Origin of the sequence: Microbacterium sp. WCS2018Hpa-23 (genome assembly GCF_031843845.1) — a bacterium.
Classification (GTDB): Bacteria; Actinomycetota; Actinomycetes; order Actinomycetales; family Microbacteriaceae; genus Microbacterium.
The window spans coordinates 131,371-154,483 of record NZ_JAVTIZ010000002.1 but is presented as its reverse complement, the minus strand read 5'-3'; the positions used below and the strand labels follow the sequence as shown (position 1 = coordinate 154,483).

21 protein-coding genes and 1 tRNA gene are annotated in these 23,113 nt (G+C 66.1%); 6 read left to right on the top strand and 16 right to left on the bottom strand.

Annotated elements, in window-relative coordinates; genetic code table 11:
- Positions 1 to 3 precede the first annotated feature (3 nt).
- Positions 4 to 549: a quercetin 2,3-dioxygenase gene (locus RQG77_RS04290; RefSeq protein ID WP_311243592.1), complete on the bottom strand. Its 546-nt coding sequence runs from the start codon at positions 547 to 549 to the stop codon at positions 4 to 6.
- Positions 550 to 719: 170 nt separating this feature from the next.
- Here RQG77_RS04290 and RQG77_RS04285 point away from each other — a divergent pair, with 170 nt between their 5' ends.
- Positions 720 to 1,619 carry a LysR family transcriptional regulator gene (locus RQG77_RS04285; RefSeq protein WP_311243591.1) on the top strand — a complete coding sequence of 300 codons (900 nt, stop codon included), beginning with the start codon at positions 720 to 722 and terminating at the stop codon, positions 1,617 to 1,619.
- Here the strand turns inward: RQG77_RS04285 and RQG77_RS04280 are convergent, their stop codons facing one another.
- The 4 genes from RQG77_RS04280 to RQG77_RS04265 all read right to left on the bottom strand — a co-directional run bounded on the left by RQG77_RS04280 (position 1,620) and on the right by RQG77_RS04265 (position 7,048).
- Entirely contained in the window at positions 1,620 to 2,459 is an 840-nt protein-coding gene (locus RQG77_RS04280; RefSeq protein WP_311243590.1) for an ATP-binding cassette domain-containing protein, read from the bottom strand.
- 56 nt (positions 2,460 to 2,515) lie between these two features.
- Positions 2,516 to 4,483 (bottom strand): dipeptide/oligopeptide/nickel ABC transporter permease/ATP-binding protein, encoded by a 1,968-nt coding sequence (locus tag RQG77_RS04275; protein ID WP_311243589.1) that lies wholly within the window; start codon positions 4,481 to 4,483, stop codon positions 2,516 to 2,518.
- Positions 4,480 to 5,421 carry an ABC transporter permease gene (locus RQG77_RS04270; protein ID WP_311243588.1) on the bottom strand — a complete coding sequence of 314 codons (942 nt, stop codon included), beginning with the start codon at positions 5,419 to 5,421 and terminating at the stop codon, positions 4,480 to 4,482. Before RQG77_RS04270 ends, RQG77_RS04275 begins: the two co-directional genes overlap by 4 nt.
- A 61-nt stretch (positions 5,422 to 5,482) precedes the next feature.
- Positions 5,483 to 7,048, bottom strand: a complete 1,566-nt coding sequence (locus RQG77_RS04265; protein WP_311243587.1) for an ABC transporter substrate-binding protein — start codon at positions 7,046 to 7,048, stop codon at positions 5,483 to 5,485.
- Between the two features lie 217 nt (positions 7,049 to 7,265).
- Here RQG77_RS04265 and RQG77_RS04260 point away from each other — a divergent pair, with 217 nt between their 5' ends.
- The gene (locus RQG77_RS04260; protein ID WP_311243586.1) at positions 7,266 to 8,252 is read left to right on the top strand and encodes an alpha/beta hydrolase; all 987 of its coding nucleotides are present in this window, start codon (positions 7,266 to 7,268) and stop codon (positions 8,250 to 8,252) included.
- Positions 8,253 to 8,304: 52 nt separating this feature from the next.
- Here RQG77_RS04260 and RQG77_RS04255 read toward each other — a convergent pair whose 3' ends face one another.
- Positions 8,305 to 10,578 (bottom strand): glycoside hydrolase family 3 C-terminal domain-containing protein, encoded by a 2,274-nt coding sequence (locus RQG77_RS04255; RefSeq protein WP_311243585.1) that lies wholly within the window; start codon positions 10,576 to 10,578, stop codon positions 8,305 to 8,307.
- Positions 10,579 to 10,695: 117 nt separating this feature from the next.
- On the opposite strand from RQG77_RS04255, the gene RQG77_RS04250 reads away from it, so the two are divergent.
- Positions 10,696 to 11,937 (top strand): family 1 glycosylhydrolase, encoded by a 1,242-nt coding sequence (locus RQG77_RS04250; protein ID WP_311243584.1) that lies wholly within the window; start codon positions 10,696 to 10,698, stop codon positions 11,935 to 11,937.
- Positions 11,938 to 12,079: 142 nt separating this feature from the next.
- On the opposite strand, the gene RQG77_RS04245 is transcribed toward RQG77_RS04250, so the two are convergent.
- The 8 genes from RQG77_RS04245 to pcaH are packed head-to-tail and all read right to left on the bottom strand — an operon-like array spanning position 12,080 to position 18,534.
- Positions 12,080 to 13,249: a thiolase family protein gene (locus tag RQG77_RS04245; RefSeq protein ID WP_311243583.1), complete on the bottom strand. Its 1,170-nt coding sequence runs from the start codon at positions 13,247 to 13,249 to the stop codon at positions 12,080 to 12,082.
- On the bottom strand, positions 13,246 to 13,881 hold the full coding sequence (locus RQG77_RS04240; RefSeq protein WP_311243582.1) for a 3-oxoacid CoA-transferase subunit B: 636 nt from the start codon (positions 13,879 to 13,881) through the stop codon (positions 13,246 to 13,248). The genes RQG77_RS04245 and RQG77_RS04240 overlap by 4 nt, the downstream gene beginning before the upstream one ends.
- The gene (locus RQG77_RS04235; RefSeq protein WP_311243581.1) at positions 13,878 to 14,627 is read right to left on the bottom strand and encodes a 3-oxoacid CoA-transferase subunit A; all 750 of its coding nucleotides are present in this window, start codon (positions 14,625 to 14,627) and stop codon (positions 13,878 to 13,880) included. The genes RQG77_RS04240 and RQG77_RS04235 overlap by 4 nt, the downstream gene beginning before the upstream one ends.
- Entirely contained in the window at positions 14,624 to 15,016 is a 393-nt protein-coding gene (gene pcaC, locus RQG77_RS04230) for a 4-carboxymuconolactone decarboxylase (RefSeq protein WP_311243580.1), read from the bottom strand. Before pcaC ends, RQG77_RS04235 begins: the two co-directional genes overlap by 4 nt.
- Positions 15,016 to 15,789: an alpha/beta fold hydrolase gene (locus RQG77_RS04225; protein ID WP_311243579.1), complete on the bottom strand. Its 774-nt coding sequence runs from the start codon at positions 15,787 to 15,789 to the stop codon at positions 15,016 to 15,018. The genes pcaC and RQG77_RS04225 overlap by 1 nt, the downstream gene beginning before the upstream one ends.
- Positions 15,786 to 17,117, bottom strand: coding sequence for a lyase family protein (locus RQG77_RS04220; RefSeq protein ID WP_311243578.1), 1,332 nt, complete (start codon positions 17,115 to 17,117; stop codon positions 15,786 to 15,788). The genes RQG77_RS04225 and RQG77_RS04220 overlap by 4 nt, the downstream gene beginning before the upstream one ends.
- 36 nt (positions 17,118 to 17,153) lie before the next feature.
- Positions 17,154 to 17,714: a protocatechuate 3,4-dioxygenase subunit alpha gene (pcaG, locus tag RQG77_RS04215; RefSeq protein WP_311243577.1), complete on the bottom strand. Its 561-nt coding sequence runs from the start codon at positions 17,712 to 17,714 to the stop codon at positions 17,154 to 17,156.
- 1 nt (position 17,715) lies between these two features.
- A complete protein-coding gene (gene pcaH / locus RQG77_RS04210; RefSeq protein WP_311243576.1) occupies positions 17,716 to 18,534 on the bottom strand; it encodes a protocatechuate 3,4-dioxygenase subunit beta in 819 nt (272 codons plus the stop codon).
- Positions 18,535 to 18,652: 118 nt separating this feature from the next.
- Between pcaH and RQG77_RS04205 the strand changes: the two genes are divergently transcribed.
- A complete protein-coding gene (locus RQG77_RS04205; protein ID WP_311243575.1) occupies positions 18,653 to 19,405 on the top strand; it encodes an IclR family transcriptional regulator in 753 nt (250 codons plus the stop codon).
- Positions 19,406 to 19,493: 88 nt separating this feature from the next.
- The gene (locus tag RQG77_RS04200) at positions 19,494 to 20,684 is read left to right on the top strand and encodes a 4-hydroxybenzoate 3-monooxygenase (protein WP_311243574.1); all 1,191 of its coding nucleotides are present in this window, start codon (positions 19,494 to 19,496) and stop codon (positions 20,682 to 20,684) included.
- Between the two features lie 311 nt (positions 20,685 to 20,995).
- Here RQG77_RS04200 and RQG77_RS04195 read toward each other — a convergent pair.
- Together RQG77_RS04195 and RQG77_RS04190 are read right to left on the bottom strand one after the other, a co-directional pair.
- Positions 20,996 to 21,086 (bottom strand) — tRNA-Ser (locus tag RQG77_RS04195).
- A gap of 57 nt (positions 21,087 to 21,143) precedes the next feature.
- Positions 21,144 to 22,190 carry a hypothetical protein gene (locus RQG77_RS04190; protein ID WP_311243573.1) on the bottom strand — a complete coding sequence of 349 codons (1,047 nt, stop codon included), beginning with the start codon at positions 22,188 to 22,190 and terminating at the stop codon, positions 21,144 to 21,146.
- 126 nt (positions 22,191 to 22,316) lie between these two features.
- Here RQG77_RS04190 and RQG77_RS04185 point away from each other — a divergent pair, with 126 nt between their 5' ends.
- Entirely contained in the window at positions 22,317 to 23,093 is a 777-nt protein-coding gene (locus tag RQG77_RS04185) for a hypothetical protein (protein ID WP_311243572.1), read from the top strand.
- Positions 23,094 to 23,113: the final 20 nt, after the last annotated feature.

Sequence of the window (23,113 nt, the reverse complement as noted above, 5' to 3'; positions counted from 1 at the left end):
CGCTCAGTCGCGGAACTCGAACTCGGGCATGAACTGCGTCGAGTACTTCTCGCCCGCCGCGCGCATCACCGAGAAGTCGGGCACGTAGACGCCGTTCGGTTCTGTGGCATCAGTCTGCTGCCCCATGGCGTGGAAGAAGCGCTCGAAGCCGGCGGTTCCGACGCCGAACACCTTCGTAGTGTTGTGGATCTGAAAGGCATGCACGATCCCGGCGGGCACGTATGCGAAGTCACCCGTCACCAGCGTGGTCTTCGAGTGATAGTCAGCTTCGTCGTCCATCCACACGGTGATCTCGCCATCGACCACATAGAAGATCTCATGGGTCTTGAAGTGACGGTGCGCCGGAATCCGCCGTCCTGCGTTGCCGACCATCGTGAACGCGCCGTACTGATCCTCTGTCTCATCAGCCGAGAGCAGGATCGTGAAGAGCTGGTCGAAGACGAGCGACTTCTCTCCCTCGCCGTTGCCGAGCACGAACGGCGTGGGTCCTGCCGGCAGAATTCCGGCGTAGGCGACCTTGTCGGGATCGTCGTTCGGGAAAGTGGTCATGCTTACCTCCTTGTGAGCAATTGGTCTCGCGGCGGTGCGTGCCGTTAGGCAGAGGGAACCCTCGAACAGTTTCGAGTCCTGGTTCCAGACCACTCCAGTCTCAAGAGATTGCGGAGAAGAAGGAAGTTCGAGCTTCCTACTCGGCGTTAGCCTGTGGCTAAGATGGCGACATGGACGTATCCATCCAGGTGATCCGGTATTTCTGCACGCTCGCTGAAGAGCTGCACTTCGGTCGCGCGGCTGATCGACTCAACATCACGCCTCCGTCCTTGAGCCAGCAGATCAGCCGACTCGAGCAGCAGTTGGGCATCAAGCTCTTCGATCGCACTCCTCGCCGGGTCGAGCTCACGGTTCACGGAGATGCCCTGTTGCCCTTCGCTCGGAGGGTTCAGGACGATCATGATCAACTGCTCAGCTGGGGCCGCTCGGTCCAGCGTCAAGCGGTGTCGCCCGTGCTCCGGGTGGGCGTCGTCGCCGCTGGCGCAGGCACGTTGACTGCTGCCGTGATCTCGGAGACACTGCAGCGCCTGCCGAGCGCCCGAATCGAGATGCGCCGGATGGGGTTCTTCGAGGTGTTCGATGAGCTGGATGCCGGCCGCGTCGACGTCGCCTTCGCGCCCCCCGTTCCCGCTCCGCCGCGCGTGCGCTCAGAGCCGATGTGGGAAGAACCTCGAGTACTCGTGGTCCGTACGGATCACCCTCTCGCGCATCGAGGATCGATCTCGATCGAGGAAACGAACGATGAGCTTTTCGTCACCGTGGGCTCAGGCCCGACCGATGTCGTGAACTGGTGGGTCGTGGACCCTCGAGCGGACGGCTCCCATCCCCGACGAGGTCCTACGGCGGACAGTATCGAGGGGCTTCTCGAACTCGTGGCGGCGGGCGCTGGAGTCAACATCGCGGGCGAATCAGCCTCGCATCACTACCGACGCGAGGAGCTGTCGTTCGTCCGAATCCACGACATCCCCTCGGCACGCGTGCACCTCCTGAGCCTCAAAGACTCAAGAGACCCCGCCGTCGAGACCTTCCGCACCGTTGCGCGAGAGCTGTCACCGCTCAGGGTGAACTGATCACACTCCGTTCGTGACACGCGGAACAGCCGCGGCCGCAGCGGCCTTCATCTCGGCGCGCAACCGCTGCCATGCCTCCCGCCGCCGAGCCTGCTCATCCGGATCGGGTACAGGGGAGGCGGCGATGAGAACCCGCGTATAGCTGTCCTGCGGGTTGCCCAGGACTTCGGCTGTCGTCCCCTGCTCCACCACGCGCCCTCTGTTGAGCACCAGGATGCGCTGGGCGAGGAACTCGACGACAGCCATATCGTGCGCGATGAACAGGTACCCGAGGTCTGCGCCCCTGCGCAGTTCAGCGAGCAGGTTGAGGATCTGCGCTTGCGTCGAGAGGTCAAGGGCGCTGACGGCTTCGTCACAGACCACGAGTCGCGGATCGGTGACGAGCGCACGAGCGATGGCGACACGTTGCCGCTGCCCACCCGAGAACTGACGCGGGTAACGTTCGGCCGAACCGTCTGGTAGCCCGACGGAGGCAAGCGCCTCGTCGACACGCACACTTCGCTCCGGACCCGGCACGCCCGATACTTTCAGGGGCTCGGCCAGCGAGTCGCCGATATGGCGGCGCGGGTTGAGCGAGGAGAACGGATCCTGGAACACCGCGCGCAGGTCACCTTGCAAAGCACGGCGCTCCGCGACACTCGCCCGCGTGATGTCCTTTCCGTCGAACCAGATCTCGCCGCTCGTCACAGGCTGAAGGCCGAGAATGGCCCGCCCGATCGTCGTCTTCCCCGAGCCTGACTCCCCGACGAGCCCGAGAGTCTCGCCGCGCGCGATAGTGAACGACACGTCATCTACCGCCGCGGGTCCGGTCCTTCCATACCTCACGACGAGATTGCGCACCTCCAGCAGCGGGGGGACTCCCGTCGTGGCGCGATCGGATGATGATTCTGAGGTGGTCATCGCTGTTCTCCCATCGTGATCGGCAGTCGCCACTCGTCTTGCCGACCACGTACTTCGTCACGGCGCGCACAGCGCACTCCGCCGTCGCCAGCCGCGCGCGGATCCAGTTGTACGGTCGTGAGACAGATGTCCGTCGCGAATCGGCAGCGCGGAGCGAAACGGCAACCAGTCGTCCATGATCCGGGCAGGGGAACCTGTCCTGGAATCGAGGCCAGACTCGTCATGTTGTCGAGGTCGGCGGCTGTGTGCGGGTCAGCCGCGAGCAGAGCCATCGTGTACGGATGCTCGGGGCGCATGAGAACGTCGCGCACCGAACCGGTCTCGACGATCTCCCCCGCATACATCACCGAGACGTCATCGCAGATATCAGCGACCACGCCGAGGTCATGCGTCACGAGGATGATCGACATCCCCCGCTCGGCGACGAGCCCGCGCAACAGGTCTAGGATCTCTGCCTGGATCGTCACATCGAGGGCGGTGGTGGGCTCGTCCGCGATGAGAAGGCTCGGTGTGCCCGACAACGCGAGCGCAATGGCTACGCGCTGCGCCATACCGCCTGAGAGCTGATGCGGATAGCTCTTGAGCACTCGCGGAACGTCGATGATCCCCACATCCTCGAGGAGTCCAGCAGCAATGCGCTGTGCCTCGGCTCCACCCACCCGACGCAATCGTTTGATCGCGGTAGTCAGTTGCGACCGAACAGTGAACATCGGATCGAGTGCCCGAGTGGGCTCCTGCGAGATGAATGCGATCTCGTGACCGCGCACGCGCTGCAGCGTCTTCTCGGTGGCCTGTGTGAGATCAGCGCCGTTCCAGCCGATGCTCCCCGAGCGAACAGAAAGACCGGGAGAAAGGAGGCCCAGAAGGGCATAGGAGGTGACGCTCTTGCCACAGCCCGACTCACCGACAAGGCCCATGACCGAACCTTTGCGAACATGCAAGGAGACACCTGTGACGAGCGCGGGTCCATCCTTATCAACTCCGATGACAAGGTCCTGAACGACCAGGCCACCCTGCTCCGCCTCAGCCGTATGACTCCTGGGAGCGTTCTCGACCGACGTGGCAGTCGTCTTGCTCTTCTTGCGACGCAGGGCGACCAACGGCGGCGGTACAGCGGTACCGCCAGCGAGCACATCAGCAAGGGAGTTCGCGGCGATGATCGTCAGCGACAGCATCACCCCGGTGGGCACCATCATCCACGGCTGCTGGAAGATGAAGCGCGAAGCGGTCTGGATCATCCCACCCCAGGTCGGCTCGGGCGGCTGAGGGCCGAATCCGATGAAAGCCAGGCCCGCCTGCACCCCGATACCGACACCGAACAGCAGAACGAACTGCACGATGACCGTCGTGGACATGTTGGGCAGGACGTGTCGAAGGCTCGCGATCATCGGACGCACGCCGTCGACGGCCGCGGCCTCGACGAAGAGCTGCCTGTGGAGCGACTTGGACTGCCCGAAAAGCACCTTGTAGATCGCGCCGGTGATGAGCAGACCGAAAATCACCATGAGAATCGGCATGTTCGCGCCGAACGCCGCGATGAACGCGAGGATGATCACGGTACCCGGCAGGGAGAGGACGATCTCGGTGATCCTGTCCATCGCTGCTTCCGCCCGTCTGCTCCGCGACGCCCACAGCGTGAGGGGAACGGTCACGCCGATGGCGACGATGGGCACGATCAGAGCGATGAAGATCGTCGGGGCCGCCGCGCTGATGAGACGAGCCAGAAGATCACGGCCGAGTTCGTCGGTTCCGAGCAGGTGCGAAGAGGATGGCCCCTGCAGGACGACGGACAGATCCTGTTCGAGCGGGCCATACCTCAACCAGAGTGGCGCGGTCACTGACGCGATCACGAGACCGACCAACCAGATGAGCGAGATCACCGCGGTGGGCGAGCGGAAGATCCGATTGCCCAGTCGGCGTTCCGTGCGACGCGGGCGCACGATGGAAGTAGTGGAGACGGTCATGATGCACGCAGCTTCGGGTCGAGGGTCCGGTTGAGAATCTCCAGGCCCAGATTGACGATGACGACGACGAGAGTCGCTACCAGGACGAGCGCCTGCACGAAGGGCAGATCGGCTGATCCTGTCGCTGACTGCAGCGCCTGACCGATACCAGGCAGCGCGAAGAGCACCTCGATGATGACCGACCCTCCGAAAAGCACGATGAACTGGATGGCTACGCTCGCGATGATGGGGAGACTCGCTCCTCGTAGAGCATGGACGTAGATGATCCGCGTCGTCGGGGTTCCGATGGCACGAAGCGTGCGCATGTGCTCCTGCGTGAGTGTCTCCGACATCGACGCTCGCGTCTGCCGCGCGATGCCCGCTGCGGAGGTGATCGCGATCGTCAGCACCGGAAGTATGAGCGATCTGACCCAGGCCTCAGGGTTCGTCTCAAGTGGAACGAACCCGGTGGCGGGGAGCAGCCGCAGCTGGGCTGCGAAGACATAGACCAGGAGAACACCGATCCAGAACGCGGGAACAGAGAGGAGCACGCCTGAGAGTGCCGTGATTCCGCGATCGACCGCACCCCCGCGTACGGCTGCGGTGACGCCGAGGACGATACCGATACCAGAGCTCAAGAGGGTGCCGAAGAAAGCGAGAGCCGCGGTGACGGGCAGCCGCTTCGCGATGTCATCGCCGATGGAACGGCCGTCGATCAACGATACGCCGAGGTCGCCACGGAGTACCTGGCCGACCCAGGCACCGAACTGCTGGACCCACGGATCGTTCCATCCGATCCGCTCGTTGTAGGCCGCGACCTGTTCTGGCGTACCCCCCTGCCCCAGTGCCACACCACCGGGCGTGGACCCGGAGAGATGAACAAGCAGGAACGCGATCCACGAGGCGATCAGCAGCGTCAGGATCGCCCAGGCGACGCGCTTCAGTATGAAGACGAGCATCATCACTCCTTGCGATACCGATGCCGACGGTTCCCCGTCGGCATCGGTATCTGGGGGTTGGTCAGGAAGCAGGCTGGAGGGAGGCGAGGATCGGATAGACCTCGGCGCCCGGGAACGTCGGCGCATCGACCTTCGACGTCTTGTATCCCCACGGCGCGATCTGCTCATACAGCGGGATGAGCCATCCTGTGTCGACGATCGCTCGGTTGAGATCCTGGAGGGCGGTCTTCTGAGCCGCTCCGTCATCTCCAGCGGCGCCGTAGGCGCCGGCTGCCGCCTGAATGTCAGCGTTCTCGGCACCGTGGAAGTTCGCGAATCCGAAGAGCGCGCCGAAGACCGGGCCCACAGGGTTCGTCCACTGGAAGGGGATGGGACCACCGATGCCCTCGGTCTGCACGGCGCCGAAGATCTCTTCGGTCGAGGAAGCATTCTTGAGGTTGACAGTCACGCCGATCTCCGCCCAGTACACCTGGATCGCTTCCATGTCGCGCTGGCTCTCCGGGCCGATCGTGAAGTCGAACGTGAACCCATCCGGGTACCCGGCCTCCTCCAGCAGCTCCTTCGCTGCCTCCGGGTCGTAGGCGTATTCCTCATTGAGCTCGGGGAGGAACCCCGGGCTTTCCTCAGGCAACGCGTTAGCGGTCGCTACTTCGCCGGGGTGCACCGAGGCGACGAACTGCTCGCGATCAATCGCCATCGACAGCGCCTGGAACACCCTCGGATCGCTCCACTGGGGTGCGGTGGCGCCGACCTTGTCCCAGGGGATGAGGTTCTGAATGGTGCCGCCGTTCGTCGAGAGTCCGACCCCGGCGGACTCGACCTGGGCCTGAGTGTCCGCGGCAATCAATGCGAGGTCGACCTCACCCGAGATCACCGCATTGGCGCGGGCCTGGGGATCGACGATCGGTCGGAACTCGTAGGAGTCGAACGCGTAGTCGTCCAGCTGAGGATTCTCGTCCTTCTTGACGAGCAGGTAGCTGTTGCCCTTGATCGTCGCAGAGCCGTCGATCGTGAGCGGGCCAGAGCCGTCGGGCGTGGAATCCAAGCTGCTCCGGTCTGCGACTCCCGCAGGTCCGACGATCATTCCCGCCGGCGAGCTGAGGTTGGCCTCGAACCCGGGCTTGGGCGCGGGAAAGGTGAGCGTGACGGTATCTTCGTCCACAACTGTGACATCGGTGATCTCGTTCTGCCCGCCTACGGCGAACGCGGAGTAGCCAGACAGGTCGGAGTTTCCGCGGGCATCGAGATTCTGCTTTACCAGCTCGGCGCTCAGAGCGATGCCATCACTGAAGGTCGCGCTCGTGTCGAGATCCAGTGTCAACTGGGTGCTGTCCTCGTTGTACTCGAACGAGGTGACGAGCTGCGGCACGACCTTGCCCTCCTGATCGAGAACGAACAGGGAGTCGTAGATGCCCTCGAAGAACATGCGCTGGCCCGTACCGTAGCGAATGGGGTCGTAGCCGAATGCCGCGAGGTCGGAGTTGGTCGAGATCGTGAGCTTCGCGGTGTCGGGCGCGCCGTCGGCGTTTCCCCCGCCGCCGGCGCCTGTGCAGGCTGTCAGCGCGAGAGCTGACACAGCGATAGCTGCGATCGCGGCGCTCCCGCGAGCTGTGGTGAATCGAGACATCTGGATCTCCTGTGATCGATGCGTGCGTGGACTTCGGTGTCGTCGGATCGCCGCAAGGTGCGATCTCTAACACCCAGAGTGGGTGTACGAGACCCTCTTGGCAATTCGGATTCGCACCCGCTTCTGTTAGGGAGAGCCTAATGATGAGCTTGCTACCCAGCTTTCCTAGGTGAAACCTGCTTTTATTAAGTGAGATTCGATGAAGAGGTGGGAACATATGAATGACCACGACCGCTCGAGCGGGCCGACGGACGAGGAACAGACACGCGTCGGGCCGCCGGCCTTCCTCGCGCCGGGCACGGCGGAACGCCAGCATCCGCATGGCGCCCGCTTCCATCCATCACTCACGTACTCGATTCCCGACGGCTATCGCCCGCTCCACCTCGATGTCTACGTTCCCGAGCGCGGGCTGGCCCCGAGTCCGTGCGTGATCTGGATCCATGGTGGAGCGTGGCTGTTCGGCAGCCGACAGACTCCGCCTGATCACTGGCCCGAAGGCCTCGTCTTCCAGAGCGCCATCGATGCAGGGCTGGCCGTCGTCTCGATCGATTACCGGCACTCCCGCGAAGCCCCTTTCCCCGCACAACTGCACGATGCCAAGGCAGCAGTGCGGTACGTGCGTCGGTTCGCCGAGGACCTCGGCATCGACCCCGACCGCATCGGTGCCTGGGGCGAGTCCGCTGGCGGCCATCTCGCCGCGCTTCTCGGGTTGGTCGACGATCCGGCTCTCGAGGGAACTGAGGGGGTCACCGGAACGAGCAGCGCAGTGACCGCTGTGGTCGACTTCTATGGAGTGTCCGACGTCGACACCATGCCGTCCATCCTCGATTCGCTCCCCGCGGAGGTGCTAGAGGTCCTGGTCGGCGCCGGCGGGATCGAACACGCCGATCCGACCACGGTGATCCTGGCGAACTCACCCTTGCCCTCAGCAGATGCGAGGCGCCTGCTCTCGCCCGTCAACCACGCCCACCCCACGCCTCCCCCGTTCCTGCTGGTGCACGGCGATGAGGACACGCTCGTGCCACTCTCTCAAAGCGAGCAGCTGCTCACCGCGCTGCTCTCCGCAGGCGGTGAGGCCGATCTGATTCCCGTGGCCGGCGCAGCTCATGTCTTCGAGGGCACGGACCCCGCTCCGTCGATCCGGCACGCCGTCGACTTTCTCCGAAGTCGCCTGACCTCCGGCACGACGCCTACCGCCTCCTAGCGAGCACCTCGTGGAGTGCCCGACTCGATGTCGTCGAGACGGGCACTCCCGCTCACTCCGAGCGAGACGAGTGGATGATGGGGTCCAGCACCTCTGGCCGCAGGGCCTCGCCGGCTATCCGTGCGAATCTCACCAACGGGAAGTCGCCCATGATCGACGCGATCTTATCTGCGTCCCCCATCGCGAGGAATCCAGATGGGGTTTCCTCGTCCAGAATCGCCCGAAGTGCCGGCCCGACTGTGGGATGCACGATCGCTTCGGCGAGTGTCGACTGGTGCGAGATCGTCGGCACGTAGGCGTCACCCTCGACATGCAGTGACACAGTCGAGCGGATGTCGCGGCTGGATGCCGCCACATCGAAGATGTACTCGCCGGCCTCGACGACCCATCGCTGCGCAGCCGAGTTCCAGTACGCGAGGTCATCGCGGCGGACGCTCAGCACCACCTCTCGGCTCTCACCCGCAGAGATCTCCGCGATCGCGAATGCCTTCAGTTCGCGCGGCGGTCGCTGCACCGACGAGCCCGGAAGCGATGTGTACACCTGAACGATCTCCCTCCCATCGCGGTCTCCGGCATTGGTGATCGTCACGCGGACCTTGATATCGCGCGATGCGCTCGCGGACGCCACCGTCGCCTGGCCGTAGTCGAACGACGTGTAGGAGAGGCCATGCCCAAACGGGTACGCGACCTCCAGTCCGCGGGCGTCGTACCACCGATACCCCACGAAGAGCCCCTCGCTGTAGCGGACGACTCCGTCGTCGACGTCGAAGTCGAGATAGGCAGGAGAATCCTGCAGACGGATCGGAATCGTCTCCGCGAGCTTGGCCGAGGGATTCACCGCGCCATAGAGGACGTCGGCGATCGCAGAGCCACCAGCCTGACCCAGTAGCCACGCCTCGACGATGGCCGGAACGCGTTCCTTGAACGGCAAGGCCACGACACTGCCATTGGACAGCACCACCACCGTGCGCGGATTGACCTCCAGAACGGCGTCGAGGAGCTCGAGTTGCTTGCTCGCCAGATCGAGGTGCACGCGGTCATAGCCTTCGGATTCCGCCTCATCGGTAAGACCGATGAAGACCACTGCAACGTGCGCCGAGGCGGCCGCGGCGACGGCCTCATGACGGAGGTCGGCATCCTTCTCTGGATCGTTGCCTTCGACCAGGAATCCTGCAGAGAAAGTCACCCCCGCCCCGCCTGCGTGGCCCCGGATGGCATCGATCGCGTTATCCATGCGTGTGGGGTTCGTCTTGGACGAGCCACCCCCTTGAAAGCGCGGAGTCTCTGCGAACGCCCCGATTACGGCGACCGAGACATCCGGGGAGAGAGGCAGCAGGCGGTCGTCATTCTTCAGGAGCACGATGGACCTCGAGGCGGCGTCGCGCGCGACATCGTGGTGCGCCTCCACATCCAGCGGGCCCTCCACGGCTCCCGTTCCGTCCTGCACTTTGCGGACAAGACCCAGAAGACGATCCGTCGCCTGATCCAGTGATGCTTCGTCGAGCGAACCGTCCTGCACGGCGGCAAGGATCTGAGCGTCGGTGACACCTCCTGTCTCGGGCATCTCGAGGTCCATACCGGCAACCAGCCCGGCCACGCGGTCGTTGACGGCGCCCCAGTCCGAGACCACCAGCCCCTCGAAGCCCCATTCATCGCGCAGCACCTTCGTGAGCAGCCACGGATTCTCGGAGGAATACACCCCGTTGATGCGGTTGTAGGAGCACATGACTGTCCATGGTGCGGCGTCGGTGACCACGCGGTGGAACGGTCGAAGGTAGATCTCGCGCAGCGGACGCTCGGCGACCTCGCTCGAGGAACGCAGCCGATCATCCTCCTTGTTGTTCGCGGCGAAGTGCTTCAGCGATGCGCCCACTCCGCGGGATTGAATGCCGCGGACGGACGCGGTACCGAGGATCCCCGACACGATCGGGTCTTCGGAGAAGTACTCGAAGTTGCGACCGCACAGAGCGGAGCGCTTGATGTTGATTCCCGGCCCGAGCACCACACCGACACCGGCGATGGATGCTTCCGCGCCGAGTGCAGCACCGATAGCCTCGACGAGGCCTGCGTCCCACGACGAACCCAGCCCCGCAGCAGGCGGATAGCACGTCGCAGGGATGCTCTCCGCAAGACCGAGGTTGTCTTCAGCTCCCGCCTGCAGCCGCAGGCCGTGGGGGCCGTCAGCCATCAGCACCTCGGGGATGTGCGCTCGCTCGACCGACTTCGTCGCCCAGAAAGACCCTCCGCTCGTCAGGGAGGCTTTCTCTTCGAGCGTGAGGTCATCGACACTGAATGCCGAGGTAGCGCCGGTCGAATCGTGCGTCATTGCGGCTTCCGATCTCTTGAACCGGACCAAACGCCCGGCTATGGTTGACTCACTGATTGAAACATACTTTCATTCAATGAATTCCGAAGGCAAGACGAACGGTTGGAAGGATCAACGATGACCACCACAGATTTCCCGAAGGACTTCCTCTGGGGCGTCGCGACCGCCGGCCACCAGAACGAGGGCGACAACGTCCATAGTGACACCTGGTTCCTTGAGAACGTGACGCCGACGATCTTCCAGGACCGCTCCGGCAAGGCCGCCAACGGCTGGGAACGCTGGGAGTCGGATCTCGACATCGTCGCGGCGATGAACCTGAACGCCTACCGCTTCTCCGTGGAGTGGGCCCGCATCGAACCCACGGAGGGCGAGTTCTCCGAAGAGGCGCTCGCGCATTACGAGGCGGTCGTCGACGGATGCATCGCGCGCGGCCTGGCGCCGATCGTGACGTTCAACCACTTCACCTCACCGCACTGGTTCGCCGCCCGCGGCGCCTGGCTCGACGAAGGCGCCTCCGAGCTCTTCGCGCGGTACTGCGGCGTCGTGATGGAGCGTTTCGGCGACAGGATCGCCCTGGCCGTTACCTTCAACGAACCCGACCTGCCGGAGATGCTCACGTGGGCGGGACTTCCGGACTTCATTGTGGATCTTGAACGAAAGACCCTGGAAGCCGCGGCAATCTCAGCGGGTGTCGAGCGTTATCGCGCAGGCAACGTCATGCTGCACGAGGACTTCCCCGGGATGCGCGCAGGAATGACCGCAGCTCATGTCGCGGGAAAGGCAGCTATCAAGGCACACCGCCCCGATCTCCGCGTCGGACTCTCGCTGGCGATGTGCGATGACGTGGCGGCACCGGGCGGGGAAGCGATGCGCGACCGCAAGCGTGCCGAAGTCTACGACTACTGGCTCGAGCTGGCACGAGGTGATGACTTCATCGGCGTGCAGAACTACGAGCGCCTTCATTACGGTCCCGACGGAGTGCTTCCTCCCGACGAGGGTGCGGTGGTGAACGGGATGGGCACCGCCGTCGACGCGGATTCTCTGCGAGGCGCCGTCGAGTACGCCTACGAGGTGAGCGGCGTGCCCGTGCTCGTGAGCGAGCACGGCGTCAGCACGCCCGATGACAGCATCCGTGCCGACTTCATCGCGCCGTCGCTCGAGGGGCTTGCGAAGGCGATCTCGAACGGCGTGCCGGTACTCGGGTATTGCCACTGGACCCTCATGGACAACTTCGAGTGGATCTTCGGATACGGCCCGAAGCTCGGACTGCATGAAGTCGATCCCGACACCTTCGAGCGCACGGCCAAGCCCAGTGCAGACGTGTACGCCGCGCTCGTGGCCGCGGCGCGCGGCGTGTGAGACGGCGCACAATCGACTGATCCCCGTCAAGACGGCGGATGCCTCGGCGCGGCAGTGCCGAGGCATCCGTCTGTCGACCAGAAGCGGTCGCCGCGAGACTATCGGCATCGGCCCTCTGAAGCTGCTGGCTTGTGACCGCCGCCTACCGCTCCAGGACGAGCGCGAGGCCCTGTCCCACTCCGATGCAGAGCGCGACGACCGCCACTCCGCCACCTCGCCGGCGCAGTTCGTGAGCGGCTCTGGCAATGACCCGTCCACCTGATGCGCCGAGCGGATGCCCGATGGCGATCGCCCCGCCGTGCGCATTCAGGCGTTCAGGATCGAGGTCGGGCCACCCAGCGAGACACGCCAGAGACTGAGATGCGAACGCTTCGTTCAGCTCGACGAAGTCGACGTCAGCCCAGGAACGACCGGCGCGGGCAAGAGCGCGGTTCGCTGCCTGCACAGGGGCGACGCCGAACACATCCGGATCGTTGCCGAAGACCCCTCGTCCGGCGATGCGCGCGAGTGGCTCAGCGTCGATCGCACCCTCCGCTCCGAGCAACACGGCTGATGCGCCGTCGCTGATCGGCGACGAGTTGCCCGCGGTGACTGTTCCGTCCGCGGCGAACAGTGTGCGCAGTCCACCGAGCTTCTCGAGAGTCGTGTCGTCGCGGATCCCCTCATCCCGGGCGAGATCGACGCCGGCAACGGAGACGATCTCTTCGCCGAACACACCCGCGGCCCATGCCTGCGATGCCAGCCGATGGCTGCGCAGTGCGAAGGCATCCTGTTGCTGCCTCGTGATCCCGTAGATCGTCGCCAGCTTCTCGGCCGACTCGCCGTTGGAGATCGTCCATTTCTTCGGCAGCGCCGGATTCGTCATCCGCCACCCGATCGCGGTGTTCCACATCGTCTGGTTGCCGACGGCGGGCCACGGCTTGGCAGACTTCTCGACGACGAAAGGCGCCCTGCTCATCGACTCGACGCCGCCCGCGAGGATGATCTCGGCATCACCCACCTCGATCGCCCGAGAGCCCTGGATCACGGCCTCGAGACTCGACCCGCAGAGGCGGTTCACCGTGGCTCCGGGCACGGAGGTCGGGAAACCGGCGAGCAACGCCGCGAACCGTGCGACGTCACGGTTGTCCTCGCCCGCCTGGTTCGCATCGCCCAACAGCACATCATCGATGCTCCCCGGGTCGACTCCCGTGCGCTCGACGACAGCCCTGAGCGTTATAGCCGCGAGATCGTCGGGTCGGGTGCCCGCCAGCGCACCGCCCGCACGCCCGAACGGAGTGCGCACCGCGTCATAGATGAACGAGGCGGTCATGAGAGCTCCAGTCCGGTCAGCGAGCGAAGTGAACCGAGGGTGTTGTCGCCGAAGGCCTCCTGCACGACGAAGCGACCGTCGACGACGTCGAAGACCGCGTGGTCGGTGTAGACACGGGTCACGCATCCCACACCCGTGAGCGGGTATGAACAGTCGGCGACGAGCTTCGATGAGCCGTCCTTCGCGAACAGGTCGGTCATGACGAACACCTGCTTCGCCCCGATCGCGAGGTCCATGGCACCTCCGACCGCCGGGATCGCGCCTGGCGCCCCGGTCGACCAGTTCGCGAGGTCGCCGTTCTGAGCGACCTGGAAGGCGCCGAGCACGCAGACGTCGAGGTGGCCGCCGCGCATCATCGCGAACGAATCGGCGTGATGGAAGTACGCGGCCCCGGGCAGCGCCGTGACCGGCTGCTTGCCCGCGTTGATGAGATCGGGGTCGATCCGGTCCGGCTCGGGCGCGGGCCCCATCCCGAGCAGACCGTTCTCGGTGTGCAGGATGATCTCGAGTTCGACGGGCAGGAAGTTCGCGACGAGGGTCGGTGCGCCGATGCCGAGGTTGACCACGGCGCCCTCGGGGATGTCGGACGCGATGCGTGCGGCGAGCGCGTCGCGAGTGATGCGAGTGGTCATCGCGCGACCTCCTCGACAGCATCCAGCAGCCGTCCCTCGATGTCGACTCCGCCGATGAACCCGTCATCGTCGAGCCAGGCACGCCGGCCGACCGCGACCACGCGGTCGACGAACAGCCCAGGAGTGACGACGGTCTCCGGATCGATCGATCCGAGGGGCACGATCTCGTCGACCTGCACGATGGTGGTCGACGCCGCCGTGGCCATGATCGGGCCGAAGTTGCGGGCGGTCTCACGGTAGACGAGGTTGCCCCAGCGGTCGGCCGTGCGAGCGCTGATCAGCGCCACATCCGCCGCGACCGGGTACTCGAGCACGTATCGCCGCCCGTCGATCGTGCGCTCCTCCTTGCCCGCGGCGAGCTCGGTGCCGACCCCGGTAGGTGAGAAGAATGCGCCGATGCCGGCACCCGCAGCCCTGATCCGCTCGGCGAGATTGCCCTGCGGCACGATCTCAAGCTCGATCTGTCCGGACCGGTAGAGACCATCGAACACCCAGGAGTCGTGCTGACGGGGAAATGAGCACATGATCTTGCGCACTCGCCGCTTCGCGAGCAGAGCCGCGAGCCCTGTGTCACCATTTCCCGCGTTGTTGGCGACGATCGTGAGGTCGCCCGCCCCCTGGGCGATGAGAGCGTCGATCAACTCGACCGGCTGCCCCGCACGACCGAAGCCCCCGATCATGACGGTCGCACCGTCGGCGATGCCGGCAACGGCCGCTTCGGCATCCTGCACCGTCTTGTCGATCACGATGCCTCCTCCGTCACGAAGACCTCGCCGGCGATGCGGAACGCCGTGTTGGCCGCGGGCACCCCCGAGTAGACGGCCGACTGCAGGATCACCTCGCGGATCTCGTCGCTGGTCAGCCCATTGCGAAGGGCAGCCCGAAGGTGCATCGCGAGTTCCTCCTGGTGACCGTGGGCGATCAGTGATGAGAGCACCGCGATCGATCGTGAACGCCGGTCGAGTCCGGGGCGCGACCAGACGTCACCCCAGGCGACGCGGGTGATGAAGTCCTGGAAGTCGGCGTTGAAGTCTGTGGTCGCGGCGATCGCGCGGTCGACGTGCTCGTCGGACAGCACCTCCCGACGCACCTCGAATCCCTGCGCTCGACGCTCGCCATCGGTGAGACCGGTCATCACGGACTCCTCTCGTTCAGAAATCGACTCAACACCTCGGCGACTGCTGCGGGGGCATCGACGGGTGCGAGGTGCGAAGCATCGAGGACCGCTGTCGCTCGTCCATCACGCACGCCCGCTGCGATCTCGCGTGCGGAGCTCTCCGGGGTCACCTGATCGTGCTCGCCCCACACTGCGAGCACAGGAGCGTCGATCTCTCCGAGCCGGTGGCGCACGTCGTACGCGGCGAGCGCCTCGCAGCACAGCGCATAGCTCTCATCGTCGGTGTTCTGCAGCTCGTGCAGCAGACGCCCGGTGAGGTCGGGATGCTCTGCGATGGAGCCGGGTGCGAACCAGCGCCCGGCCGAGCCGATGATCAGCGCGGACGTCGACTCAGCGCGTACCTTCGCGGCCCGCTCTTGCCAGGCCTCGGGTTCGCCGATCACTGCTCCCGAGCAGAGGATGGCCGCTCGCTCGACGAGAGACGGATGCCGCAGCAGGAGTTCGAGACCGACGGCGCCTCCGAGCGAGACTCCGGCATAGCTGATGCGGTCGACACCGAGATCCGCGATGCGCTCAGCGAGGGCGTCGGCGAGATCAGCCACCGAGAACGACTCGTTATCCGGGGTGGAGGCTCCGTGCCCCGGAAGGTCCCATGCGACGACGCGGTGTGTCAGTGCGAGTTCGGGCGCAACGGATTCCCAGAGGATCGTCGAAGTACCGAGAGATGGACCGAGGATGACGAGCGGGGCTCCACCCGGGCCGATGGGCTCGGTGAACGCGAGAGAGATCATCGTTCGCCCACTCCGGATTCGACGCCCGTATAGCCCGCCGGGTCGAGAAGGGCGTCGACAACGAGATCGGTGACCTCAGGAAGCTCGCGCACGAGTGCGTCGAGTTCGGCTCCGCCCGCGGCAGCAGCGATGAGGGCGTCGAAACGCTCGTGACCGATCAGCGGAACGAGCGTGATCGCGAGCCGTTCACTGACGATCAGGCCGCCGGTGATCGCGAGGTTGCGGATTGCCGCGGCCGGATGGACGCGCAGGTTCGCGGTGAGGGATGCGGCGTGCGCAGAGGCGCCGAGGGCGAGGCGGAGCAGCTCGCGCAGGGTCGGCCACTCGGCGTGCCATGCTCCGTCCGGACGCTCGTCGACCGCCAGAGCTGCCGCAAGGTGCAGGGTCGCGCCGAGCTGCGGCGCACGAAGAGCGGCCGATCGGATGAGCGTCGACTCCACGGGGTTCTGTTTCTGCGGCATCGCCGATGACGCTCCGCCTGTCCCCTCGCTGAGTTCGCCGATCTCCGTGCGAGTGAGCGTCGTGACGTCGGTTGCGAGCTTGCCGAGCGCGTCGATCGTCTGCACGAGCGCGTCGCCGAGCTCGGTGATCGGCCAGCGGGTGACTTGCCACGAACCGTCCGGGCCGTCCAGCCCCGCCTGGCCAGAGAACCCCTGCACCAACGCGCGCGCACGGTCGGCAGATCCGGTGATCGTGGCGAAAGATGCGCTCGTTCCCACGGCCCCGGCGAGTTGCGCCGGGAACTCGAGCGTCGCCAGTCGTGTGACCGCGCGATCCACGCCACGACGCCATGCTTCGATCCGTGTCCTCAGCGTCATGGGCAGCGCGTGCTGGGTCAACGTTCGCGCCACGACAAGGTCGCTCCCGTGCTGCGTAGCGAGAATGGCGAGCCCAGCGAGCACACCGGCGAGCGAGTCGCGAACGCGCCGGACTGCGGAGAGCGCGACGATCATCAGCGCAGTGTCGACGATGTCCTGGCTGGTTGCCCCGCGGTGAACCCACGAACGAAGAGGCTCGGGCACACGGGCTTTGAGCTCGGCGACGAGTGGAATCACCGGGTTGCCACCCGCGACCGCTGCCGCGGCAAGGGCAGTGAGGTCGATCATCGACAATGTTTCTACGTTCGCGACAGCATCGCCCCGGGCACCGCCAGCGAAAGCGAGCATGATCTCCGCATGATCCGCTTTGGAGAGGATGCCGATCTCGAAGTAGGCGGTGACGAGCGCCTGCTCGGCGTGAACGAGCGCATCGGCGACCGCGGCGTCGCTCACGACATCGTCATGCCCCGCCGTGACCGGCGAGAGCAGCCCCTCATCGAATGCCGTCATGGGCGAGCCTCCTCGAGTCCGGAGCCGTCGAACACGTCAGTAGACAAGGAACACCGTCTCACCCTCGCCCTGCAGGCGGATGTCATGCTGAAGCCATCCGTCTGCGGTGCGCGTCGCGAGAAGGGTCGCACGCTCCTCCGTCGAGAGCGAGGCGAGAAGCGGATCACTCTCGAGAGCAGTCGAATTCTCCGGAAGATAGATGCGCGTGTGCAGCTTGTCGGGCAACCCGCGCGCATAGACGATCGTGGCGAAGAACGGGGCACGCCCGTTGGCCGAGCCCGGGTTGCGGGTCCAGAACTCGTAGTGGCCTTCGTCGTCGGTGAAGGCTCGACCGAACCCGGTGAATGTGTGATCGTCCCTGCGAAACGCACCGCGGGCCCGGGGCGTCGTGCCATCGGCATCCGCTCCGAAGATCTCGAGGAACGCATCGGGGATCGGATCGCCCGCACCGTCGCGCACGGTGCCGGCGAGGAGGATCGCGCCGGGCGAATGGGGGAAGGCGACCTCGTGCATCTTCGGATACTCAACGCCGTAGGCGAAGAACGGCCCGACCGTCTGGCCGGGAGTGGCGCGGTGGGTCTTGGCGGGCGCCGCCATGTCAGTCCTCCTCCTGCTCGAACCAAGTCGCGTCGGGGCCGTCGACGACGATGTCGAAGCGGTACCCCGTAGACCACTCGGGCGAAGTCAGATCATGGTCGTACACGCCCACGAGGGCGTCGCGATCCTTCTGCCGCCAGATCGTGTTGTAGATCGGGTCGAGGGCGAAGAGCGGATCGCCGGGGAAGTACATCTGCGTGACGAGGCGCTGGGTGAACGAGGAACCGAAGACCGAGAAGTGGATGTGCGCGGGTCGCCAGGCGTTCACATGGTTCTTCCACGGGTACGGACCCGGCTTGATGGTCGTGAAAAGATACTCGCCGTCATCGTTCGTGATCGCTCTGCCCGCACCGGTGAAGTTCGGGTCGAGCGGCGCCGGATGCTGATCGCGCTGGTGGATGTACCGCCCCGACGAGTTCGCCTGCCACAGCTCGATGAGCTGATTCGCGACCGGTCGCCCCCACGAGTCGAGCAGACGCCCCCGCACGGTCATCCGCTCGCCCAGTGGCTCCCCCGCGTGCTGGATGGTCAGGTCGGACTCGATCGCCGCGACGTCGCGCTGGCCGAATGCGGGCGACAGCAGCTCGATCGTCTCGGGGTCGACGAGGCGCGGATTCTTCGTCGGATGCCGCAGCAGGCTCGAGCGGTAGGGAGCGAAGTCGTGCATCGTCACGGGCAGCGCCTCGCCTGCGGCCTCACGGCGCTCGAGTGACGCGTGCAGATCGACGATCTCCCGGGTGATCTCGGCCTGGGTGACCTGATCGGGCGAGGCGAGCAGCGACTCGGGCGCGGCGGCGAGCGTTGCGGATGAGGCGGTCATGGGTGTCTCCTTCGACACGGCGGGCTGCGTTCACAGCATCCTCACCGTGTTCGGTGAGGAATGGCAGGCGATTCCCACCCAATGAGACACCGCGCGCAGCACATGCGATCATCGACGCATGGCCAACTCCTCCTCGGGCGACTCGGTCACCGAACGACTGATCCGGGTGCTCGAGACGTTCACGCCGTCGCGCACCGTGCAGAGCGCTGCCGAGATCGGCCGCAGGGCCGGGCTGCCCGCATCGTCGGGGCATCGCATCGTGGGCGAGCTCGTCGATGCCGGAATGCTCGAGCGCGACGACGACCGGCGGATCCGGATCGGGATGCGCCTGTGGGAGCTCGCGACCCGCTCCTCACATGCCCTGCGGCTCCGCCAGGCGGCGCTGCCGTTCATGGAGCGGGTGCAGGCGAGGGTGCGTGAGCACACGCAGCTGGCGATCCTCGAGCAGGACGAGGCGCTGTTCCTGGAACGCCTCAGCAGCCCGGAATCCGGCTCCAACGTCACTCGCGTGGCGGGGCGCCTGCCCCTGCACGCGTCATCATCCGGGCTGATCCTGCTGGCATACGCCGACCGGGCGGTGCAGGAGCGCGTCCTCTCCGGGCCGCTGCCCGCGGTCTCCGCTGAGACCATCACCGACCCGGCGGCGCTGCGTCGCAAGCTCGCGGAGGTCAGGGCCGTCGGGCATGCCGCGGCGCCCGGATACATCGAGGCCGTGTCCACGGGTGTCGCCGTGCCCGTGCACGATGAGACCGGGAGCGTCGCGGCGGCGCTCTCGGTCGTGCTGCGCCGGGAGGCGACGATCGAGCCTGCACTGCGCGAACTGCTCGCAGCGGCGCGGGACATCGAGCGCGCCCTGGGCGGGCGCCGCTGACGCGGAATCCCATTCAACGGTAGAGCTCGCTGGGCACTGTGCCGAGGCGCCCACAATGGCTGGCGAGACATCCGTCGAAGGAGACGCCATGACCACCACCGTCCGCACCCGCGTCGCCATCGTCGGCGCCGGCCCCGCCGGGCTCCTGCTCTCGCACCTGCTGGCCGATGCCGGCATCGACTCGATCATCCTCGACAGACGCGGCCGCGACGAGATCGAGTCGACGATCCGCGCCGGCATCCTCGAGCAGGAGACCGTCCGTGTGCTCAGCGAGACCGGCGCGAGTGACCGGGTGCTCACTGTCGGCAACCGCCACGACGGCATCGAGCTGCATTTCGAGGGCGAGGGCCACCGCATCGACTTCCCCTCGCTCACGGGCCGGAGCGTCTGGCTGTACCCCCAGCACGAGGCGCTGAAAGACCTGATCGCCGCACGCCTCGCCGCAGGGCAAGACCTCCGGTTCGAGACAGAGGTCACCGGCGTCGGCGACGTCGAGAGCGACCGCCCCTGGGTGTCGGCGACCTCGGCCGACGGCACCGAGGTGCGCATCGAGGCGGAGTTCGTGGTCGGAGCCGACGGCTCGCGCAGCGTCGTGCGACCGGCGGTCACCGGCTCCTCGTCCGGCGGGTACTTCCGGGAGTACCCGTTCGCATGGTTCGGCATCCTGTGCGAGGCGCCGCCGAGCTCTCACGAGCTGATCTACAGCAACTCCCCCGACGGATTCGCGCTGATCAGCCAGCGCAGCGCGACCGTGCAGCGCATGTACTTCCAGTGCGATCCCGAGGCGGATCCGGATGCCGTCTCCGAAGCCGAGATCTGGGCGACGCTGCAGGCGCGCGTTCCCGGGACCGCCCTGACCGAGGGTCCTATCTTCCAGAGGGAGGTTCTGCGCTTCCGCAGCTTCGTCGCGCACGAGCTGCGCCACGGACGCGCCGTGCTCGTCGGCGACGCCGCGCACACCGTGCCCCCGACCGGCGCCAAGGGCATGAACCTCGCCGTCGCCGATGTCGTGCTGCTCGACCAGGCCCTGCGGGCCCTGCTGCTCGAGAACGACACGCGTCTCATCGATGCATTCGCCGACACCGCACTGCGCCGCATCTGGAAGGCCCAGCACTTCTCGTGGTGGATGACGAGCATGCTGCACACCGCGTCCGATGCATCGGCGTTCGATCAGCGTCGACAGGTCGGGGAGCTGCGCTCGGTCGTCGAGTCGGAGGCCGGGCGGACGTTCCTGGCCGAGGCGTACACGGGGTGGCCGCACCAGAGTAGCGACCGATGATGGATCGTGGCGCTGCGACGAATCCGATGGCCAAGGGAGGCGGAATCCCATTGCCTTCCATCCACGAATGGCTTGCGGCCAGCCTCCCGCTGCGACTCCAGGCGAGCATGTACAGCGCCTGCTGCACTTTCACATCCTGAGGCGCCAGCAAGAGGCCAGTGGCCAGTAGTGCGACATCTGAGTCGCGTCTACACCGCAGGCGGCCGTCAGCTCCGCCACAAGCAGTTACCGCTGCGTTACCGCAACGCCCACTCCAGACATGACGAAGGCCCCGCATCCCAGTGTTTCCAAGGGATTCGGGGCCTTCGTGGTGGCGGTGACGGTGGGATTTGAACCCACGGTAGGGGGTTACCCTACACAACTTTTCGAGAGTTGCACCTTCGGCCGCTCGGACACGTCACCGCGGACTAGCTTACGACAACCCGCGCCACGGCGCGAATCGAGAGCGGCAGCGCCCGATCACCAGGCTGCGGCGACCTCGGCGTGCGTGCGCAGGATGCCCTCGGTCGCCCCCTCGGGAGCACGCCCGATGCCGCACTCGGTCGCGACGCCGAACTCCGGCGCGAAGCGCTGGGCCACGGCGATTCGACGCTCCGCACCCTCCACCCCGTCTTCGCGGTGCACGAGCCCGAGGTACAGCTCGCCATCGTGCTCGAGCCCGGCGAGCGGTGCGTAGTACGCCTCGTCGTCGCGCGAGATCGGCACCGGCAGGTGCAGCCAGGTCAACTCGCGAGCGGATGCCGCGGTCACGGCGTTCGCGTAGCGGACGAGGTTCGCGGCATCCGTCGGCTCGAAGAAGTGCTTCTCGGCGACGTCGCCGTAGCAGAGGTGCACCCCGACCTCGACGTCCGTCGGCACGGCATCGATGAGGGCCGCCAGACGCTCGACGAGCCCGGGGAACGGGTCGCCCTCCCACCAGACATCCATGACGCGGCCGAATGCCGGCGCCGCCTCGATGACACCCATCTCGCTCGCGACGTCCCACTGGATCGCGAGGTCGTCGTGCGGGATCGCCGCGAGGATGCGGTCGACCTCGGCGAGAAGCGCGGCGGTGTAGACGGGGTCGATCGCGGCGCGGTCATCGCCGAAGAAGAACGACGAGACGACGGCGACCGTGGTCGGCAGCGAGACCTGGAAGCGGGTTGCCGCAGGCACGACGCCCTCATCGCGCAGGCGGCGGAAGATCGCGTACGACTCGATCGCGGCATCCGCGTATCCCAGCGGCGGGAGCTGGATGCTCGCCGCATCCACCCCGTCCGCGATGCGCAGCGGGCGGGCATCGAGTCCTGCCTTGAACGGGATCGGCTCGTCGCCGATGCGCTCGATGCCCTCGGCCTCACCGAGCACGTCAGGCTGGAACATGATCCAGTGGAATCGCTTGCCCACCTCACCGTCGGGGGTTCGGCGCAGCCGCGGGCCGAGCAGTTCAGCGGCGGTGCGGATGGTCGTCTCGGCGTCGTCGAAGTTCACGCTGCCCACGAGGAGGGCTCCCTGCGGCTGAGTCATGCGTCCAGAGTATCGGCGGGTGCTTTTCTCCGGTGGTGCCCCCGTCGAGCATCGGCGCCCCTGGTTAGGATGGCCTAAGGCATCCGTCGCGGAGGGGCCGCGGAGTCGAGGCACGGAGGGGACGCAATGGGCTTCATCACATCAGAGGCGCTGGCAGAGACCGGCTATGTCGTACTCGACGACCACGACCAGGCATCCGACCCCGCCGAGTGGCTCGATCTCACCTACATCGGCTGGCGCTCGTCGGGCGTCACCCGCTTCGCCCCGCTCGCGAGCTACGCCGGCGAGATCGAATGCAACGGATTCTGGAACCAGACCCCGCCCCGCACCGACAAAGACGGAGTGTGGGTCGCCTCTCAGGTCGCGATCGCGCCGACCCTGCAGCGCCGCGCCCTCGAGCCCGGGGCGGGAGTCGGCCGCTGCCGAGTCATCGAGCTGCAGCCCAACGAGTACGCGGATGCCGTGTACAACCTGCACCAGGACGACAACAACCGCCTCAACGACGACGGCACCGGCTGGGTCGTTCGCGGTTATTACAACCTCTCGGACGACACCGACTCGCTGCTGCTCCTGCGCTCCGACCGGTTCGATCCGGCGACCGAGATCCGGCTGCCGCTGCGCGAGGGATCTCGCATCATCGTCGACACCCAGCGCTTCTGGCATGCGGTGTGGCACCGGGGCACGACCCCGCGTTACGCCCTCATCACGTCGTGGACCTCGGGCCCCGAGCTCGATGCCTACATCGAGGCCAATCACGGCGACCCGCGCCCGGCCACCGTCGCGCTCGATCCGCAGCTCGTCGACGACGCACAGATCGAGCTGCACCGCCGCATCGAAGAGCGCCGCCGCGTCTTCGAGGCGCAGGGCATCGTCATGGAGCCTCGCGCCGACCTCAACGTCTGACTCGGCGCTCCCCCTCCCCT

Coding starts and splice junctions, on each gene's coding strand:
- RQG77_RS04190 (WP_311243573.1), bottom strand. CDS start 22,190: ATGACTCAGCCGCAGGGAGCCCTCCTCGTGGGCAGCGTGAACTTCGAC.
- RQG77_RS04200 (WP_311243574.1), top strand. CDS start 19,494: ATGACCACCACCGTCCGCACCCGCGTCGCCATCGTCGGCGCCGGCCCC.
- RQG77_RS04290 (WP_311243592.1), bottom strand. CDS start 549: ATGACCACTTTCCCGAACGACGATCCCGACAAGGTCGCCTACGCCGGA.
- RQG77_RS04245 (WP_311243583.1), bottom strand. CDS start 13,249: ATGACCGCCTCGTTCATCTATGACGCGGTGCGCACTCCGTTCGGGCGT.
- pcaG (WP_311243577.1), bottom strand. CDS start 17,714: ATGGCGGCGCCCGCCAAGACCCACCGCGCCACTCCCGGCCAGACGGTC.
- RQG77_RS04285 (WP_311243591.1), top strand. CDS start 720: ATGGACGTATCCATCCAGGTGATCCGGTATTTCTGCACGCTCGCTGAA.
- pcaC (WP_311243580.1), bottom strand. CDS start 15,016: ATGACCGGTCTCACCGATGGCGAGCGTCGAGCGCAGGGATTCGAGGTG.
- RQG77_RS04240 (WP_311243582.1), bottom strand. CDS start 13,881: ATGACCACTCGCATCACTCGCGACGCGCTCGCCGCACGCATCGCGTCC.
- RQG77_RS04255 (WP_311243585.1), bottom strand. CDS start 10,578: ATGACGCACGATTCGACCGGCGCTACCTCGGCATTCAGTGTCGATGAC.
- RQG77_RS04275 (WP_311243589.1), bottom strand. CDS start 4,483: ATGACCGTCTCCACTACTTCCATCGTGCGCCCGCGTCGCACGGAACGC.
- pcaH (WP_311243576.1), bottom strand. CDS start 18,534: ATGACCGCCTCATCCGCAACGCTCGCCGCCGCGCCCGAGTCGCTGCTC.
- RQG77_RS04225 (WP_311243579.1), bottom strand. CDS start 15,789: ATGATCTCTCTCGCGTTCACCGAGCCCATCGGCCCGGGTGGAGCCCCG.
- RQG77_RS04260 (WP_311243586.1), top strand. CDS start 7,266: ATGAATGACCACGACCGCTCGAGCGGGCCGACGGACGAGGAACAGACA.
- RQG77_RS04250 (WP_311243584.1), top strand. CDS start 10,696: ATGACCACCACAGATTTCCCGAAGGACTTCCTCTGGGGCGTCGCGACC.
- RQG77_RS04265 (WP_311243587.1), bottom strand. CDS start 7,048: ATGTCTCGATTCACCACAGCTCGCGGGAGCGCCGCGATCGCAGCTATC.
- RQG77_RS04220 (WP_311243578.1), bottom strand. CDS start 17,117: ATGACGGCATTCGATGAGGGGCTGCTCTCGCCGGTCACGGCGGGGCAT.
- RQG77_RS04205 (WP_311243575.1), top strand. CDS start 18,653: ATGGCCAACTCCTCCTCGGGCGACTCGGTCACCGAACGACTGATCCGG.
- RQG77_RS04185 (WP_311243572.1), top strand. CDS start 22,317: ATGGGCTTCATCACATCAGAGGCGCTGGCAGAGACCGGCTATGTCGTA.
- RQG77_RS04270 (WP_311243588.1), bottom strand. CDS start 5,421: ATGCTCGTCTTCATACTGAAGCGCGTCGCCTGGGCGATCCTGACGCTG.